This is a genomic window from Micromonospora sp. WMMD1155, from assembly GCF_029581275.1.
Lineage (GTDB): Bacteria > Actinomycetota > Actinomycetes > Mycobacteriales > Micromonosporaceae > Micromonospora.
In genome coordinates, this window is record NZ_CP120742.1 from 6,871,183 (window position 1) to 6,887,094 (window position 15,912).

Genomic DNA, 15,912 nt, shown 5'->3' on the forward strand with positions numbered 1-15,912 from the left:
CGATGGCAACCGCAACGAGCGACGGCACGTACACGTTCGACAACGGCCAACCGGACGCCGTTCCCCAGATGCACGCGCTGGAGTCCTTCCTGGACCCGATCACGACACGCCGTCTGGCCCGACCGGTGCTACGGCCGGGCACGACCTGCTGGGAGGTCGGCGCGGGCGGCGGCTCGATGGCCCGGCGGATCGCCCGCGCGATCGGCGACGACGGTTCCGTGCTCGCCACCGACATCGATCCCACCCATCTGGTGGCCGAGGGCAACCTGCACGTACGCCGACACGACGTCCGGACCGATCCGCCACCCGGGGACGCGTTCGACCTGATCCACGCCCGGCTGGTGCTGCTGCACCTCCCCGAGCGACGGCGGGTCCTGCGTACGCTCACCGACGCCCTGGCTCCCGGCGGGTGGCTGGTGGTCGAGGAGTTCGACTGCACCCAGCCGCTGCGCGTGCTGACCGCGCCGTCCGACGACGCCGCGAAGCTCTTCGCGCAGGTGATGGACGCCATGATGGGCGTCCTGGAGGACCACGGCGCCGACCTGGGCTGGGCGCAGGACGTGCACACCGAGATGGCCCTCGCCGGCCTCACCGAGCTGGACACGATCACCCACTCGCAGAGCTGGGCAGGCGGCTCGACCGGCACGTCGCTCTACGAGACGAACTCCCGGCAGTTGGAGCCGGACCTGCTCGCCGCCGGGTTGTCGCCGACGCAACTGAACGCGTTCCGGCGGTTGGTCCGTGATCCCGGGTTCGCCGTCATGTCGTACCACTTCGTCTCCACGCGGGGCCGTCTGCCGGTCTGACCGGCAGGTGGACCACCGCGCGGAGAGCGCGGTCACACCGTCCGTAGCTTCCCGCCGCAGCACGCCCCCCGCTGGGCCGGACAGCCCTACGGAGGCGTCGACCGCACCGGCCGGGCTCCTTCCGAGGAGCCCGGCCGGTCTGTGCGCGGGCACGTCGGGGAGGTTCTGGCCGGCGGCACGTACCGAACCACCTCGGCTGGATGAACAGTGACCGCCGCGCGATGGCGTCGCCGCGCGGACCGAGCTGATAGCAGTCGAACTAGGCCCACCCGTCGTAGGTGACCCAGTCGAGAACTCTGATGACCCGCACGGTGATGGGCTCTCTGAACTGGACGCTGGCAGTTCGGTCCAGCCGCAGCAAGTCGCCCGTCTTCATGCCGGCTTCCGGGCACGCCACAGCTTCAGTGTCAGTTCGGCGGCCCTGAGCCTCGGACAACTGTCAGGCCGGCAGCGCGGGCATGTGGCGCGATTGTGAAGATCGACAACGAACCCAGCCATGATCACTGGGAACGGGGGCTCTGGTCGAGGCTCCTCAAGCATCATGCCGGCCGTCCTGCAGGTAACGGCAATCGAGCACAGCCGCACAGTGGCATCGCACGGGACCTCCTGGTCGCGGGGAGACCGGTACGGGCACCTACCCCTAGATCACTCGCCGTGGCGGTCTCACTGCGACGGTAGACCCTGTCCATGCAGCCTGTCTATACAGGTTGCGGCCGTGTCGCGGCACGCAACAAGGTCGCCAGACGATCGGGAGTACGGTGACGAGCGTGCCTACCCCGCGCCAGCAGCCCCGTCGATATCGACAGGTAGCCGACGAGCTACGCCGTCGCATCGAGGCGGGCACAACCCCACCCGGCGCGCTGCTGCCCAGCGAGTCAACGTTGATGGCTGAGTTCTCGGTTGCCCGTGGAACCGTTCGGGAAGCTCTGGCGTTGCTGCGGTCCGAGGGCCTGGTGCTGACAGAGGTAGGACGAGGGACCTACGCGCGTCCGATCGTTCCCGTGCGCCGAGTGGCCTCCGACCGATACCGCAAGGAGTTGGAGCAGGTCCGAAGCGGCGAGCTGGGCACGTCGTTCACGGTTGATCAGCAGGTGGACTGGTCGGCCTACAGCTTGGACAAGGAATTCCGAGAGGTACCTGCCACTGCGGCGATAGCGGACCTCTTCGGCGTGGAGCCGGGGACCATGCTGCTCGAACGTCACTTCCTGTTCCGCACCCACGGAGTTCCGCAGCAGATGTCCGTCTCACGCATGCCGCTGGAACTGGTAGCTGGCACTCCGATAGCCGTCCCGGAGAACGAGCCGTGGCCCGGCGGCAATACGGCACAGCTCCACAGCCTCGGGCACACCGTCACCAGCATTCGTGAACGTCCCACCTGGAGGATGCCGACCCAGGAAGAGACCGAGGCGCTCCGCATCCCTGGTGGAGTTTCCGTCGTCGTCATCACCAGACAGACTTACGTCCACGACTGGGTGGCCGAGGTGGCGCACATCGTGATGCGGGCTGACCGAGTTGAGCTGGACTACCTGATCCACCTCGATTAGCCACCGGTGAGCCGGGCACGGAGTCGGACAGCTTCAGCCTCGTCCCTGTCAGACTGCTCAGGTGATCGTCAGACTCGCGGAGGAGCAAGACTTCAACGGCTTCCTCGGCTTGGCGGCCCAGGTCGAGTGCTGGTTCGGCCCGATCGTCGAGGATGTCGGCTTTCATGATGCTGTACGCAAACACACTCGTCGGTCCACAGCAATCGTTGCCACTTCCGCGGAGCCCGACCTGCTGGGCGGGCTGTTGTTCGCGGCGAAGGCCCCGACCTATCACGTTCACTGGCTTGTCGTGTCCGAGGGCTCGCGGGGGAAGGGCGTCGGTCGTGCGCTGATGGCAGAAGCCATGCGCAGGTTCGTGCGGGGCCCCGGGACCGTGCAGGTGGTCAGCTTTGGCGCCGATCACCCGGGCGCTCGCGCCAGCGGTGCGCGTGTCTTCTACGAACGCCTTGGTTTCGTTCCTGCCGAGACCGTCGGGTCCGGCCCGGAAGGGGGTTCCCGGCAGGTCTTTCGCCTGGCCGTCACCTGATTCACACGACGGTGGCCCGCTCGCCCCGTTCTTCCCCGCGGGCCAGGTGGATACCGGGAGGTCACTTCGAGACGTGGAAGCGCAGGTGGGTGACGTGTGGTGATTCGATCACGGCGGTTCGTTGGAGTTCGATGTGGTCGGTGCCGAGGTGGTCGAACGGGCGGGTGCCGATGCCGAGAAACACCGGGACGAGTTGAACGCGGATCTCGTCCACCAGCCCGGCCTTGACGAACTGTCGCACGGTAGTGGGCCCGCCCATGATCAGGACGTTGCGGTCGCCCGCTGCCTGACGAGCCTGGCGCAGCGCGCTGTGCAGGCCGTCGTCGACGAACGTGAAGACGTCGCTCTTCATCGTCAACGGCTCGCGCACCTCATGGGTCACCACGAAGCAGGGCACTGGGAAGGGGGTGTCCTCCCACAGGTCCACGCCGACGTCGAACGTCCGCTTGCCGAGCACCACGGCGCCCGTCGTCGCGTGGATCTCTCGCGCCTGGGCGGCGTCGACGCCCGTCGGGGTGACCCCGTCGGCCGCCACGGCGCGGTCGTCGTCGGCGCGGAACAGCCACTCGTGCAACCGCTCGCCGCCCACGCCCATCGGCTGTTCTTCGGAGACGTCGGGTCCGGCGGCGAAGCCGTCCAGCGACACGCTCATGCTCACCACGACGCGGCCCATCGCGTCCTCCTCATCGTTGGTCTCGCCGTCATGATGCCCTCGAGTTCGGTGAAGTGGGGGTATCCGGGCGGCTCGGACACCCCCACGTCGGGGAACGCGAGCGGATCAAGCCGGGGATCGGCCGTCGGGACCGGAAGCGGCGAGCCGGCCACCGTGTCAGCCGGTGTCGGTCGCGTGTCGGGGCCGTGTCAGCGGGCCCGAGCATGCTGTACGCATGACAGCTGACCTGGTGATCGAGGCCGAGGGCCTCGTCAAGACCTTCGGGAAGACGAGGGCGCTGCAAGGCGTCGACCTCGCGGTTCCCCGGGGAACGGTGCTCGGGGTGCTCGGCCCCAACGGCGCCGGCAAGACCACCGCCGTACGCATCCTCTCCACCTTGCTGACCCCGGACGGCGGAACCGCGCGGATCAGCGGTTTCGACGTGGTACGGGACGCCGAGCGCGTTCGGCAGACCATCGGCCTGACCGGCCAGTACGCCTCGGTCGACGAGGACCTGACCGGACGGCAGAACCTGGAGCTGTTCGGCACCCTGCTGGAGCTGGGGCGTTCCGGTGCCCGGCGGCGGGCCGCGGAGTTGCTCGACTGGTTCGACCTGACCGACGCCGCGAACCGGCCGGCCAAGACCTACTCCGGCGGCATGCGGCGTCGGCTGGACCTGGCCGCCAGCCTCGTCGGCTCCCCCGACGTGATCTTCCTGGACGAGCCGACGACCGGGCTCGACCCGGCCAAGCGCGAGGACATGTGGGACGTGGTCCGTTCGCTGGTCGCCAACGGCTCGACGGTGCTGCTCACCACGCAGTACCTGGAGGAGGCCGACGCGCTCGCCGACGCGATCACGGTGATCGACCACGGCCGGGTGATCGCGCACGACACACCCGACGGGCTCAAGCGGGTGGTCGGTGGGCAGACCCTCGAGGTCCGACCGTCCGACCCGGCGCACCTGCCCCGGACCGCGGAGATCCTGACCCAGGTCGGCTCCGGCGCGCAGGCCGACGAGATCCGCAAGGGCGTCCTCGCGGTGCCGGTCACCGACGACACGGCCCTGACCGAGAGCGTCGCGCGCTTCGCCACGGCCGGCATCGCGGTCACCGAACTGTCCCTGCACCTGCCGAGCCTCGACGAGGTGTTCTTCACCCTCACCGGGCGCACGGCGTCCGACGACGACACCACCCGCCCCACGGAGGTCGCGGCATGAGCACTCTGACCGACGTCTCACCGACGACGAACCGCGGGCTGTCGACCACCACCGCGAACCCGCGACCGTTCCGGCTGGTCCGGCACTCGTTGGCACTCGCCAAACGCAGCCTCATCAAGACCTGGCGTACGCCCGAGGCGCTCATCGACGTCACGTTGCAGCCGGTGCTGTTCCTCGTCATCTTCGTGTACGTCTTCGGCGGCGCGGTCGCCGGATCGACAGGCGACTACCTGCAGTTCCTGCTGCCCGGCATCCTGGCGCAGACCATCGCCACGGGTGCCATCGCGATCGGCGTCAATCTCAACACCGACATCTCCAAGGGCATCTTCGACAGGTTCCGGTCCCTGCCGATCCCCCGCTCCGCACCACTCGTCGGCGCGGTCCTCGGCGACGTCGTCCGGTACGTGATCGTCACGGTGTCGACCCTCGCGATCGGCTACGTGATGGGTTTCCGGATCGAGACCGACCTGTTCCGGGCCGTCGCCGGGTGTCTGCTCGCGGTGCTGTTCGCGCTCTGCCTGAGCTGGCTGCCGGTGCTCGTGTCGATGAAGGTGCGGACCGCGGGTGCGGTGCAGGGCGTCATGTTCGCGCTGATCATGCCGCTGAGCTTCGCGTCCAACGTGTTCGTCGGCGCCGACACCCTGCCCGGCTGGATGCAGGCGTTCGTGGACGTCAACCCGATGACCCACCTGGTGGCGTCGGTCCGCGGCCTGTTCCTCGGCACCCCGCTCGGCTCGCACGTGTGGTGGACACTCGCCTGGTGCGCCGGTTTCGTGGTGCTGTTCATGCCGTTGGCGCTGCGCGCGTACCGGAAGAAGATCTAACCCGCGAGCAGGTCGCCCATCAGCTCCCGGATCCGGGCGGCGGCTGCGGCGACCGGCCGCCCGCGCCACGCGACCAGCAACGACTCGCGCCGCTCCTCGTCAGCGAGGGCGGCGTCGAGTCGTTCGGCGGTCCCGGGTGGGAAGAACATCCCGACGTGGGTGCCGACCCGCGTCCCGAGTGTGAACAATTCCCGCGCGGTCTCGTCGTCACCGCGGTACGCGGCGAGTTCGGCGCCCCCCTGGGCCCAGGCGCCGATGATCGGCAGGTCCTTCGAGGCCAGCGCGTCGTCCCGGGCGAGGGCCAGCAGGGTGACCGCGTGCGCGTCCGGGTTCTCCCCCGGCACCGGCCGCGCCTGCGCCACCCGCAGGTCGAGGACGGCCACGGCGACGCGCAGCATGGCCTGCGCTTGCGGCTGCGGGTTAGTCCAGCCGCGCAGGATCCGGGTCACCCGCGCGCCGTACCTGCGGGTCTCGTCGTACTGCTGCCGCTGCCAGGCCAGGTGGGCCAACCCGAGGCAGGCGACCGCGGCGTCCACCGCCTCGCCGTCACCCGGGGCGGCCGTCTCCGCCAGTCGTCGTTCGGCCTCCCCGTCACCGGTCAGGGCGAGCTGCACGTCCAGCCGTACCCGAATCGACCGGGCGTCCTGGGTGGCACCGATCATCTCCATGTGGCGGACGCTGCGCGCCAGCCACTCGGCCGACCCGGTGTCCCCGCTGGGATCGAGGAACTGCCCGACGGCACCCGCCGCCATCGCCATGCCCCAGTGGTCACCGGCCGCCTCGAAACAGTGGTACGCCTGCTCGGCGTCGGTGACCGACGCGTCGGGCATGCCGCCGTTCTCCCGGGCCGCGGCGCGGGCGAACAGGCCGAGTGCCTGCACGTGCGGGTCGGGGTGCGCGACCAGCTCGTCAGCGGCCTTCATGCTGCGATCCACGTCGGAGGCGTCGAACTCGGGCAGCGCCGACGCGAGCGCCGTCAACCGGGACGACACCTCGTCGGGTCGCTCGGCGAGCAGCGTCCGCAGTGCCCGCCGGGCGAGCACCGCGAGCCGGAGTTCACCGCTGATGCCGGAGTTCACCCCGGTCAACAGGCACAGCCAGGCGAGCCGGTCAGCGTCGGGTAGTGGTCGCCCGACACCACGGCCGTGCAGGATCGCCGAGCGGCGTCGTCGGACCGGGTCGGCGACACCCAGCATCCCGCGCGCCCATCCGAGGACCTCCAGGTGCAGACCGCGCACCGTCCAGAGGTGGAACAGCGCCGTCGCGACGTCGACGGTGGCCGGCTCGTCGTCCTGGGCGAGCGCCCAGCGCAGGGCCGCGAGCAGGTTGTCCTGCTCGGCGGCGCAGCGGTGCAGCGCCTCGACCTGGCCGGGGCCGACGAAGCGGCCGGCGAGCGCGACGGCCCGCTCCCGGGCCCAGCCGACCAGCCCGGCCATGGCCGCCTCGCGGGCACCGACCGCGTCGAGACGGGCTTCGCCGTACTCACGGACCGTTTCGAGCATTCGGTAGCGCGGCGGGCCGTCCCCCTCGACCAGGGTCAGCAGGGACTGCTCGACGAGTGTCGCCAGGCCGCGACGGACGTCCGGGGTCTGCGCCACGGCGGCGGCGAGGTCGGCGGTGAAGGGCGCGGGAATGACCGCGACCCGTTGCAGCAGGTCGCGGTCGTCCTCGGCGAGCAGTTCCCGGCTCCAGTCGACGAGCGCCCACAGGCTGGCGTGCCGCTCCGGCAGGCCGCGCAGGGCGTCGTCGAGCAGCGCGAACCGGTCGGTCAGCCCGGCGAGCACGTCGTCGATCGGCATGTGCCGCAGTCGCGCCGCGGCCAACTCGAGGGCCAGGGGCAGGTTGTCGAGCCGGTGGCAGAGGGCCAGCGCCCGCGCGGTGTCCCAGGTGGGCACCGCGCCACCGGCCCGGGCCCGCGATTCGAGGACGGCGAGCGCGTCCGCGTCGGGCAGCGCCGTCAGCCGGTGCACCAGTTCGCCGGCCAGACCCAGCGGGGCCCGGCTGGTGGCGAGCACCGCGACCTCCGGGGACGCCACCGCGACCAGGTTCGCCACGACGGTGGCCACCGCGTCGAGGACGTGCTCGCAGTTGTCCAGCACCACCAGCCCGTCGAGGTCGGGTGCCACCGCGCGAAGGCGTTCCTCGGGGCTGAGCACGCGCCGTTCGAGGCCGAGATTGCCACCGGTGGACGAGGTGTCCGCGCCCCCGAGGGCTGCGAGCACAGTGGGCAGTACCTCGTCGGGAGGACGCAGACCGGCGAGTTCGATGACGCGTACCGACTGCCCGGCCGCCGCCGTGCGCCGCGCCACTTCGGCGGCGAGGCGGGTCTTGCCCGCGCCGCCGGACGCCACGATCGTCACCACCGCCGCGTCGGCGAGTGCCGCCACCACGGCCTCGACGTCTCGTTCCCGGCCGACGAGGGCGGTCATCGGCCGACGCCAGGCGGTGGGCAGGGCGATCCGCGTCGGTTGCCGGGGGGTCTCCGCGACGACCGGGGTGGTCAGTTCGCCACGCAACAGCGCCAGGTGAACCTGTGTGATCACCGGCGACGGGTCGGTGCCGTACCGGTCGGCCAGCTCCACCCGGAGGCGCTCGACCACCTCCAGCGCCTCCGCCTCGCGTCCCTGCGCGGCGAGGACCCGGACGAGCAGGGCGGCCGAGGGCTCGTCCGGCGGCGTACGGGCGACGAGCCGGCTCAGGTCGGCCTCGTCGAACGGGCCGACACCGGCGAGTGCCGCCTGCGCGCGCAGCGCGGCGACGTCGGCGAACAGGCGGGTGTCCTCGGCACCGACCAGCTCGGGCACCTCGGGGAAGAGGGCGCGCGCCTGGTCGGCGAGGCGCCGGGCGGCCGGCGGATCGCCGCCGTCGAAGACGGTTCGCGCCCGGTCGACGAGCGCCCGTGCCTCGACCGAGTCGACGGTGATCTCCTCGGCGGGCAGCCGGTATCCGCCCGGCACCGCGACCACGGGCAGCCCGAGGCGGCGTACCCGGGACACGAGTGCCTGCACGGCACCGGTCGCGTCGTCGGGTGGGGAGCCGTCCCAGACGGCGTCCACGAGCAGGCTCGTGGAGACCGCCCGTCCCCGGGCGTCGACGAGCGCGCGCACCACCGCCGCGAGACGGTCACCGCGAACGGGCTGGCCGTCGACAGCGAACGGACCGAGGGTGGTGATCTGCACGGACCCAGCATCCCCCACGTACGCGAGCCGGCGGCGACCGCCGGTCCATCCGCGTTGACCTGGCCCGTTGGCCGACTTGACACACCAGCATTTCGTTAGGTTAGCCTAACCTCATGAAGAACGAGTTGGCGTCGGCCAACGGGGGGCGCAGCCTGTCAGGCGTCGACCTCCGTCTGGGCTACCACGGTGTGCCGGTAGTGCACGGCGCCATGATCGACCTTCGCGCGGGTGCCGTGACGGCCCTCGTCGGCCCCAACGGCAGTGGCAAGTCGACCCTGCTGCGGGCCCTGGCCCGCCTGCACCCGATCGACTCCGGCCTGGTCCACCTCGGCGACGGCGTCGCCGCCGCGAGCCTGCCGTCCCGGGAGTTCGCCCGTCGGGTCACCCTGCTCGCCCAGAGCCGTCCGGTGCCCAGTGGTGTCACCGTCCACGACGTCGTGGGCTACGGCCGGCACCCGTACCGGGGGCGCTGGCGCACCGAGGATCCGGACGGTCTCGCCGCCATCGCCCGCGCCATGGACGTCACCGGCGTCGCCGCGATGGCCGACCGACCCGTCGACGAACTCTCCGGCGGCGAGTTGCAGCGGGTGTGGCTGGCCACCTGTCTGGCCCAGGACACTCCGGTGCTGCTGCTCGACGAGCCCACCACCTTCCTCGACCTGCGCTACCAGGTGGAGATCCTGGACCTGGTCCGTGACCTCGCCGACGACCACGGTGTCGCCGTCGGCGTCGTCCTGCACGACCTCAACCAGGCCGCCGCCGTGGCGGACGAGGTGGTCCTGCTGCACCAGGGCCGCATCCGCGCCACCGGCACCCCGGCCACCGTGTTCACCGAGGACGCCCTCACCGAGACCTACGGCATCCGCATCGAGGTGACCACCGATCCGATCAGCGGACTGGTCACCACCCGCCCCGTCGGGCGGCACGCGGTCCGCGCCCTGGTCTGAAACACCCCTCATCCCCAGCAGAGAAAGACCGTCATGACCCGTACCCGTTTCACCGCCCTCATCGCCGTCGTGGCCGCGCTGACGCTCGGCGCCTGCGGCACCACCGAGAAGGCCGCCACTTCCGAGACCTCCGCCTCGGCGACCGGCGGGCCGGTCACCCTCACCGACAGCCGCGGCAAGGAGATCACCCTCAAGGCCCCGGCGACCAAGGTCGTCGGTCTCGAGTGGGGCGAGGTCGAGATGCTGGTCAGCCTCGGCGTCATGCCCGTCGGCGTGGCCGACCCCAAGGGCTACGGCACCTGGGTCACCTCCGCGAAGCTCGACCCGAGCGTCAAGGACGTCGGCGCTCGCGGCGAACCCAGCGTCGACTCGATCGTGGCTCTCCAGCCCGACCTCGTCGTGATGGAGGACGACCGGGGCGGCGCCATCGTCAGTCAGCTGGAGAAGTTCGTCCCCGTCGTGGTCGCCAAGGGCAGTGACGCCACCGACAACCTCGGCCGGATGCGCGCGGACCTCAACATGATCGCGAAGGCCGTCGGCAAGACCACCGAGGCGGAGAAGCTGCTCGCCGACTTCGACACCGCCATCGCCGACGGCAAGAAGAAGATCGCCGACGCCGGGGCAGCCGGCCGGCCGTTCGCCATCGCCGACGGTTGGAAGGAAGGCAGCACCGTCAGCATCCGGATGTTCGGCACTGGCGCGCTCGTCTCCCAGATCGGCATCCAGCTCGGCCTCACCAACGCCTGGACCGGCAAGACCGACGAGGTGTGGGGCCTCGGCCAGACCGACGTCGAGGGCATGACCGTGCTCAAGGACCCGAACGTGCACCTCTTCTACAACGCCTCCGACGGCGACGACGTGTTCGCCGACGGGCTCGCGAGCAACGCCATCTGGAAGTCGCTGCCGTTCGTGCAGAAGGGCAACCTGCACAAGATGCCCAACGGCATCTGGACCTTCGGCGGTCCGCTCTCCGGCAAGCAGTACATCGACGAACTCGTCAAGACGTACGCGGTGTGAGCGTGCTGAACGCACCCCCACGTCCGGAGCCGGCCACCCGGCCGGCTCCGGACGGACGCCTGGCCGTGCCCCGCGTCGCCGGGGTCTTCGTCGCGGCGCTCCTGCTGCTGCTCCTGGTCGGCGCGGTGCACCTCACCCAGGGCACCTCCAACGTCGGGGCTCTCGACCTGCTCCGGCTCGCCGCCGGCAGCGACGACGAGGCGGCCCGGGTTCTGATCGCCTCCCGGCTGCCTCGGCTGCTCGCCGGGCTGGCCATCGGCGTGGCGCTCGGGTTCGCCGGCGCGGCGTTGCAGTCGATCGCCCGCAACCCGCTCGCCTCCCCCGACACCCTCGCGGTCAACGCCGGCGCCCACCTGGCGATCGTCGCCGTCGCCGCGTTCGGCGTCTCGCTGCCCGCGCTGCCCGCCGGTGGCCTCGCCTTCGGCGGAGGGTTGGCCGCCGCCGGACTGGTGATGGCGATGTCCTCCGGTGGGCAGGCCGGCACCACCCGGCTGATCCTCGCCGGATCGGCGACCGCGCTGGCGCTCGGGTCGGTGACCACGCTGTTGCTGCTCCTCTTCGAGCAGGCCACCATCGGTCTGTTCGCCTGGGGCAACGGCTCGCTGGTGCAGAGCGACCTGACCGCACTGACCCAGCTGGCCCCGGTGATCGTCGGCGCCGTCGTGGTGCTGGTGCTGCTCGGGCACCGCCTCGACATCCTCGCCCTCGGCGACGACACCGCCACCGTGCTCGGCCTGGACGTGCGGCGTACCCGGCTCGTCGTTCTGGTGCTGGCCGTGCTGCTGTCCGCGGCGGCCGTCACCCTCACCGGCCCGGTCGGCTTCGTCGGCCTGTGCGCCCCGGTGATCGTCCGACTGCTCGGCCCGGTGGTGCCGGGGGTGCACCGGCACCGCGTCCTGCTGCCGTTGTCCGGCATCGCCGGGGTCATCATCGTGCTCGGCTCCGACGTGCTGCTCCGCGCCGCGATGGGCGGGCAGGCCGGTGTGGACATTCCCACCGGCGTGGTCACCACCCTGTTCGGCGCGGCGATCCTCATCTGGCTGGCCCGCCGCCACCGCGACGCGGGCCCCACCCGCCGCCCTCCCGGCGGGCACGCGGCCGTCCGGTCCACCGCCTTCCACCGCGGGGTCGTCACCGTCGCCGCCGTGGTGACCGTCGCCGCCGTCACGGTCGGCATGCTCATCGGCGACACGTGGGTGCTGCTCGGCGACGTGCTCAACTGGATCAACGGCAGCACCGGGCCCGCGTACACCTTCGTGCTGGACCAGCGCTGGCCGCGCGTCGCCGCGGCGGTCCTGGCCGGCGCGGCGCTCGCGGTCGCCGGCACCACAGTGCAGGCCGTCTGCCGCAACCCGCTGGCCGAGCCGGGCATCCTCGGCATCACCGCCGGGGCCGGGCTCGGAGCGGTCTCCCTGCTCACCTTCGTGCCCCTGGCCGGGGTGTGGGCCGTCTCCGGCGTCGCCGGGCTCGGCGCGATGGCGGCGTTCGCCCTGGTCTACGGCCTGGCGTGGCGCGGCGGGCTGAGCTCCGACCGGCTGGTGCTGATCGGCTTCGGCGCCTGGCAGGGCGGCATGGCGGTCATCACCTTCCTGGTCGTCGCCTTCGACCCGTGGAACACCGGGAAGGCGTTGACCTGGCTCTCCGGCTCCACCTACGGCCGGATGCCGACCCAGGTGCTGCCGGTGCTGATCGCCCTGCTGGTGCTCACCCCGGCCGTGGTCGCCGCTCGTCGGGAACTCGACCTGATGGCGTTGGACGACGACACCCCCCGGGTGCTGGGCGTCCCGCTGGAACGCACCCGGCTGCTCGCGCTCGGCGCGGCGGCGCTGCTCACCTCCACAGCGGTCTCGGCCGTCGGGGTCATCGGCTTCGTCGGCCTGGTCGCCCCGCTCGCCGCGCGGGCGCTGGTCGGCGGGCGGCACTCCCGGGTGCTCCCGGTGGCCGCGCTGCTCGGCGCGGCGCTGGTCAGCATCGCCGACACCCTCGGCCGGACGATCATCGCTCCGGCCCAGGTCCCCGCCGGCCTGGTCACCGCGATGATCGGCACCCCGTACTTCGTCTGGCTGCTGTGGCGCTCGCGCGCCGTGACGAACAACCCCCGCTAGCTGCCGAGCCGAGAGAGGCACCATGACCGAGACCCTGCCCATCGCCCCGTGGCGCGTGTTCACCGTCACCGTGGCGGCGGTACGCCGACTCAGCCCCTCCTTCGTCCGGGTCACCTTCACCGGCGTCGACCTCGACCGCTTCGCCGACAACGGGTACGACCAGCGGATCAAGCTGGTGCTGCCGGTGCCCGGCCGACCCGGGGTGAACCTCACCGGTGGCGCGGACTGGTACGCGGCCTGGCGGGCCCTGCCGGAGCACCAGCGCAACCCGATTCGCACCTACACCGTGCGGGCGGTCCGGCCCCACCTGGCCGAGGTCGACGTCGACCTGGTGCTGCACGGCGACGGCGGCCCGGCGACGCGTTGGGCGCGGCGGGTGAGCGCGGGCGACGAGGTCGCCCTCGTCGGTCCGGACGCGGGCTACGACGGCGACCACGGCGGGATCGAGTTCCGGCCGTCGACCGGGAGCTGCCTGCTGCTGGCCGGGGACGAGACCGCCGTGCCGGCGATCGCGGGTATCTGCGAGCGGCTCCCCCTCGATGCCCGGGGCGTCGTCCTGCTGGAGGTGCCCGCCGACCACGACGTGTTGCCGTTGGTCACTCCCCCGGGTGTCGAGGTCCGTTGGCTGCCCCGCGGGCTCGACGGACATGGCAGCCGGCTGGTGCCCGCGGTCGCCGCCGCGGCGGAGGAGCTGCTGGCCGCCGACGCGTCGGACCGCGCTCAGCCCGTCCCGGACGTCGACCTGGACACCGAGATCCTGTGGGAGGTCCCCGAGGAGGTGGCCGCCGCACCGCTGTACGCCTGGCTCGCCGGGGAGGCCGGTGTGATCCGCACCCTGCGGCGGCACCTGGTCGCCGAGCGAGGGATGGACCGACGGGCGGTCGCCTTCATGGGTTACTGGCGTCTCGGGCACGCCGACCCGGCCTGACCGCCGTGAGCCGCGTCGCCGCCCGGGACGGCCGCATCGCCGGCCGGGCGGCCGCGAGGTGCGTCGGACGCCGCGCGGTGCGTACAGTTTCGGGTCGGACTTGGGGCGAGCCGGGGTGAACCGGCACGGGATACGGGACGAGACGACGACGCATGACGGTGGACAACGTTGCCGAAAACAGTCAGAAAGGCATTGACCGCGAGCGGCTGGAGACCTGCCTCAGCGTCTTCGAGGCGTTGGAGGCGCTGCCCTCGGACCACCCGGACGTGGTGCGGGTGCAGCGGGCCACTGCCCGGCTCTACAAGGTGGTCAAGCAGCGGCGACGGGAGGAGCGGCGAGACGCCGTCCTCGCCGCGGACCGGGCCGTGACCGAGGCCACCGCCACCGGTGCACCGGGGCGGATCGACGACGAGACCCAGGGCATCCCGCTGGCGTCGTCGGTCGCGGGCGAGACGGCGGGTTTCCTGCACAACCCGCGCGGCTGCTACGTCTGCAAGCAGCGGTACCGCCAGGTGGACGCCTTCTACCACCAGCTCTGCCCGTCCTGCGCGACGCTCAACCGGGAGCGCCGCGACGCCCGTACCGACCTGACCGGTCGGCGGGCGCTGCTCACCGGCGGCCGGGCCAAGATCGGCATGTACATCGCGTTGCGGCTGCTGCGCGACGGCGCGCACACGACGGTGACCACGCGGTTCCCGCACGACGCGGTACGCCGGTTCGCCGCGATGCCGGACAGCGCCGACTGGCTGCACCGCCTGCGCGTCGTCGGGATCGACCTGCGTGACCCGGCCCAGGTGATCGCCCTGGCCGACTCGGTGAGCAGTCAGGGCCCCCTGGACATCCTGATCAACAACGCGGCGCAGACCGTCCGCCGCTCCCCCGGGGCGTACGCGCAGCTCGTCGCCGCGGAGGCCGCGCCCCTGCCGGACGGTCCGCTACCGGAGTTGATCACGTTCGCCAAGCCGGGTGGACAGGGCGCCCCGGCGGGTGCCCTCACCGCCGGGCTCACCCCGCACGCGCTCACCGCGCTGGCGCTCACCAGCGGCTCCGCCTCGCCGGAGCGGATCGCGGCGTCCACCGCCATCGACGCCGGGGGCCTGGTGCCGGACCTCGACTCGGTCAACAGTTGGGTCCAGCGGGTGCAGGAGGTCGACCCGGTCGAGCTGCTCGAGGTGCAACTGTGCAACGTGACCGCGCCGTTCGTGCTGGTCAGCAGGCTGCGCCCGGCGATGGCCGCCGCGTCGGCCCGCCGCAAGTACGTGGTGAACGTGTCGGCGATGGAGGGGCAGTTCGGCCGTGGCTACAAGGGGCCGGGGCACCCGCACACCAACATGGCCAAGGCCGCGTTGAACATGCTGACCCGCACCAGCGCCCAGGAGATGCTGACCGACGGCATCCTGATGACCAGCGTCGACACCGGCTGGATCACCGACGAACGGCCGCACCCGACCAAGATGCGCCTGGCCGACGAGGGCTTCCACGCCCCGCTGGACCTGGTCGACGGCGCCGCCCGGGTGTACGACCCGATCGTCCGCGGCGAGCAGGGCGAGGACCTGTACGGCTGTTTCCTGAAGGACTACGCGCCCTGCGCCTGGTGACCGCCGCGACAGAGCAACACCGGGTGATCGCCCGCAACGACGAGGAGAAGAACATGTCAGACGACCGTGAGGCGTGGCCGACGCTGGACGAGCTGCTGCGCGAGGAGGGCGAGCTGGAACTCGCGGGCCTGTCCGAGACCGACGCGTACGAGCTGGGGATGCTCGCCGTCACGGCAGCGAGTGAGCAGCGGCTGCCGGTGTCGATCGGGGTGTGGCGGACGGGACGCCAGCTCTTCCACTGTGGCCTGCCGGGCTCGACGGCGGACAACGACGCGTGGCTGCGCCGCAAGGGACGCGTGGTGATGCGCTTCGAGCACTCGTCGCTGTACATGGCCCGGTTGTGCCAGGACAAGCAGGTGACGCTGGCCGAGCGGTACGGCCTGCCCGCCGAGCGGTACGCGGCGGCCGGGGGCGCGGTGCCGCTGCGCGTGCGGGGCACCGGCGTGGTGGGCTGGGTCGGTGTGTCCGGGCTGCCGCAGCTCGACGACCACCGCTTCGTCGTCGACGTCCTGCGCAAACTGCCCCGCTGAGATCGGGCGGACCCGGCGGCCTCGCCACGAGGCCGCCGGG

13 protein-coding genes and 1 pseudogene are annotated in these 15,912 nt (G+C 71.8%); 11 read left to right on the plus strand and 3 right to left on the minus strand.

What is annotated here, in order from left to right:
• The first annotated feature begins 2 nt into the window (after positions 1-2).
• The gene (locus O7617_RS31475; RefSeq protein WP_282260127.1) at positions 3-806 is read left to right on the plus strand and encodes a class I SAM-dependent methyltransferase; all 804 of its coding nucleotides are present in this window, start codon (positions 3-5) and stop codon (positions 804-806) included.
• 196 nt (positions 807-1,002) lie between these two features.
• Here the strand turns inward: O7617_RS31475 and O7617_RS33510 are convergent.
• Positions 1,003-1,182 (minus strand): annotated as a pseudogene (locus tag O7617_RS33510) (hypothetical protein); the annotation flags it as partial.
• Positions 1,183-1,573: 391 nt separating this feature from the next.
• Here O7617_RS33510 and O7617_RS31480 point away from each other — a divergent pair.
• Together O7617_RS31480 and O7617_RS31485 are read left to right on the plus strand one after the other, a co-directional pair.
• On the plus strand, positions 1,574-2,350 hold the full coding sequence (locus O7617_RS31480; protein ID WP_282260129.1) for a GntR family transcriptional regulator: 777 nt from the start codon (positions 1,574-1,576) through the stop codon (positions 2,348-2,350).
• Between the two features lie 61 nt (positions 2,351-2,411).
• Complete coding sequence (locus tag O7617_RS31485; protein ID WP_282260132.1) at positions 2,412-2,876, plus strand: GNAT family N-acetyltransferase; 465 nt, start codon at positions 2,412-2,414, stop codon at positions 2,874-2,876.
• Positions 2,877-2,937: 61 nt separating this feature from the next.
• Here O7617_RS31485 and O7617_RS31490 read toward each other — a convergent pair whose 3' ends face one another.
• On the minus strand, positions 2,938-3,549 hold the full coding sequence (locus O7617_RS31490; RefSeq protein ID WP_282260134.1) for a dihydrofolate reductase family protein: 612 nt from the start codon (positions 3,547-3,549) through the stop codon (positions 2,938-2,940).
• Between the two features lie 214 nt (positions 3,550-3,763).
• Here O7617_RS31490 and O7617_RS31495 point away from each other — a divergent pair, with 214 nt between their 5' ends.
• Together O7617_RS31495 and O7617_RS31500 are read left to right on the plus strand one after the other, a co-directional pair.
• Entirely contained in the window at positions 3,764-4,744 is a 981-nt protein-coding gene (locus O7617_RS31495; protein WP_282260136.1) for an ATP-binding cassette domain-containing protein, read from the plus strand.
• Positions 4,741-5,568, plus strand: coding sequence for an ABC transporter permease (locus O7617_RS31500; protein WP_282260138.1), 828 nt, complete (start codon positions 4,741-4,743; stop codon positions 5,566-5,568). The genes O7617_RS31495 and O7617_RS31500 overlap by 4 nt, the downstream gene beginning before the upstream one ends.
• On the opposite strand, the gene O7617_RS31505 is transcribed toward O7617_RS31500, so the two are convergent.
• Positions 5,565-8,747, minus strand: coding sequence for a BTAD domain-containing putative transcriptional regulator (locus O7617_RS31505; RefSeq protein WP_282260140.1), 3,183 nt, complete (start codon positions 8,745-8,747; stop codon positions 5,565-5,567). The genes O7617_RS31500 and O7617_RS31505 overlap by 4 nt on opposite strands.
• A 113-nt stretch (positions 8,748-8,860) precedes the next feature.
• On the opposite strand from O7617_RS31505, the gene O7617_RS31510 reads away from it, so the two are divergent.
• The 6 genes from O7617_RS31510 (at position 8,861) to O7617_RS31535 (ending at position 15,872) form a co-directional block, all read left to right on the plus strand.
• On the plus strand, positions 8,861-9,694 hold the full coding sequence (locus O7617_RS31510) for an ABC transporter ATP-binding protein (protein ID WP_282260141.1): 834 nt from the start codon (positions 8,861-8,863) through the stop codon (positions 9,692-9,694).
• Between the two features lie 33 nt (positions 9,695-9,727).
• Positions 9,728-10,711 carry an iron-siderophore ABC transporter substrate-binding protein gene (locus O7617_RS31515; protein ID WP_282260142.1) on the plus strand — a complete coding sequence of 328 codons (984 nt, stop codon included), beginning with the start codon at positions 9,728-9,730 and terminating at the stop codon, positions 10,709-10,711.
• Between the two features lie 5 nt (positions 10,712-10,716).
• Complete coding sequence (locus O7617_RS31520) at positions 10,717-12,816, plus strand: iron ABC transporter permease (protein ID WP_348774205.1); 2,100 nt, start codon at positions 10,717-10,719, stop codon at positions 12,814-12,816.
• 22 nt (positions 12,817-12,838) lie between these two features.
• The gene (locus tag O7617_RS31525) at positions 12,839-13,744 is read left to right on the plus strand and encodes a siderophore-interacting protein (protein ID WP_282260144.1); all 906 of its coding nucleotides are present in this window, start codon (positions 12,839-12,841) and stop codon (positions 13,742-13,744) included.
• Between the two features lie 152 nt (positions 13,745-13,896).
• Positions 13,897-15,342 (plus strand): SDR family oxidoreductase, encoded by a 1,446-nt coding sequence (locus O7617_RS31530; RefSeq protein ID WP_282260145.1) that lies wholly within the window; start codon positions 13,897-13,899, stop codon positions 15,340-15,342.
• Positions 15,339-15,872: a heme-degrading domain-containing protein gene (locus O7617_RS31535; RefSeq protein WP_282260147.1), complete on the plus strand. Its 534-nt coding sequence runs from the start codon at positions 15,339-15,341 to the stop codon at positions 15,870-15,872. Before O7617_RS31530 ends, O7617_RS31535 begins: the two co-directional genes overlap by 4 nt.
• Positions 15,873-15,912: the final 40 nt, after the last annotated feature.

Coding starts and splice junctions, on each gene's coding strand:
- O7617_RS31475 (WP_282260127.1), top strand. CDS start 3: ATGGCAACCGCAACGAGCGACGGCACGTACACGTTCGACAACGGCCAA.
- O7617_RS31490 (WP_282260134.1), bottom strand. CDS start 3,549: ATGGGCCGCGTCGTGGTGAGCATGAGCGTGTCGCTGGACGGCTTCGCC.
- O7617_RS31495 (WP_282260136.1), top strand. CDS start 3,764: ATGACAGCTGACCTGGTGATCGAGGCCGAGGGCCTCGTCAAGACCTTC.
- O7617_RS31500 (WP_282260138.1), top strand. CDS start 4,741: ATGAGCACTCTGACCGACGTCTCACCGACGACGAACCGCGGGCTGTCG.
- O7617_RS31510 (WP_282260141.1), top strand. CDS start 8,861: ATGAAGAACGAGTTGGCGTCGGCCAACGGGGGGCGCAGCCTGTCAGGC.
- O7617_RS31515 (WP_282260142.1), top strand. CDS start 9,728: ATGACCCGTACCCGTTTCACCGCCCTCATCGCCGTCGTGGCCGCGCTG.
- O7617_RS31525 (WP_282260144.1), top strand. CDS start 12,839: ATGACCGAGACCCTGCCCATCGCCCCGTGGCGCGTGTTCACCGTCACC.
- O7617_RS31530 (WP_282260145.1), top strand. CDS start 13,897: ATGACGGTGGACAACGTTGCCGAAAACAGTCAGAAAGGCATTGACCGC.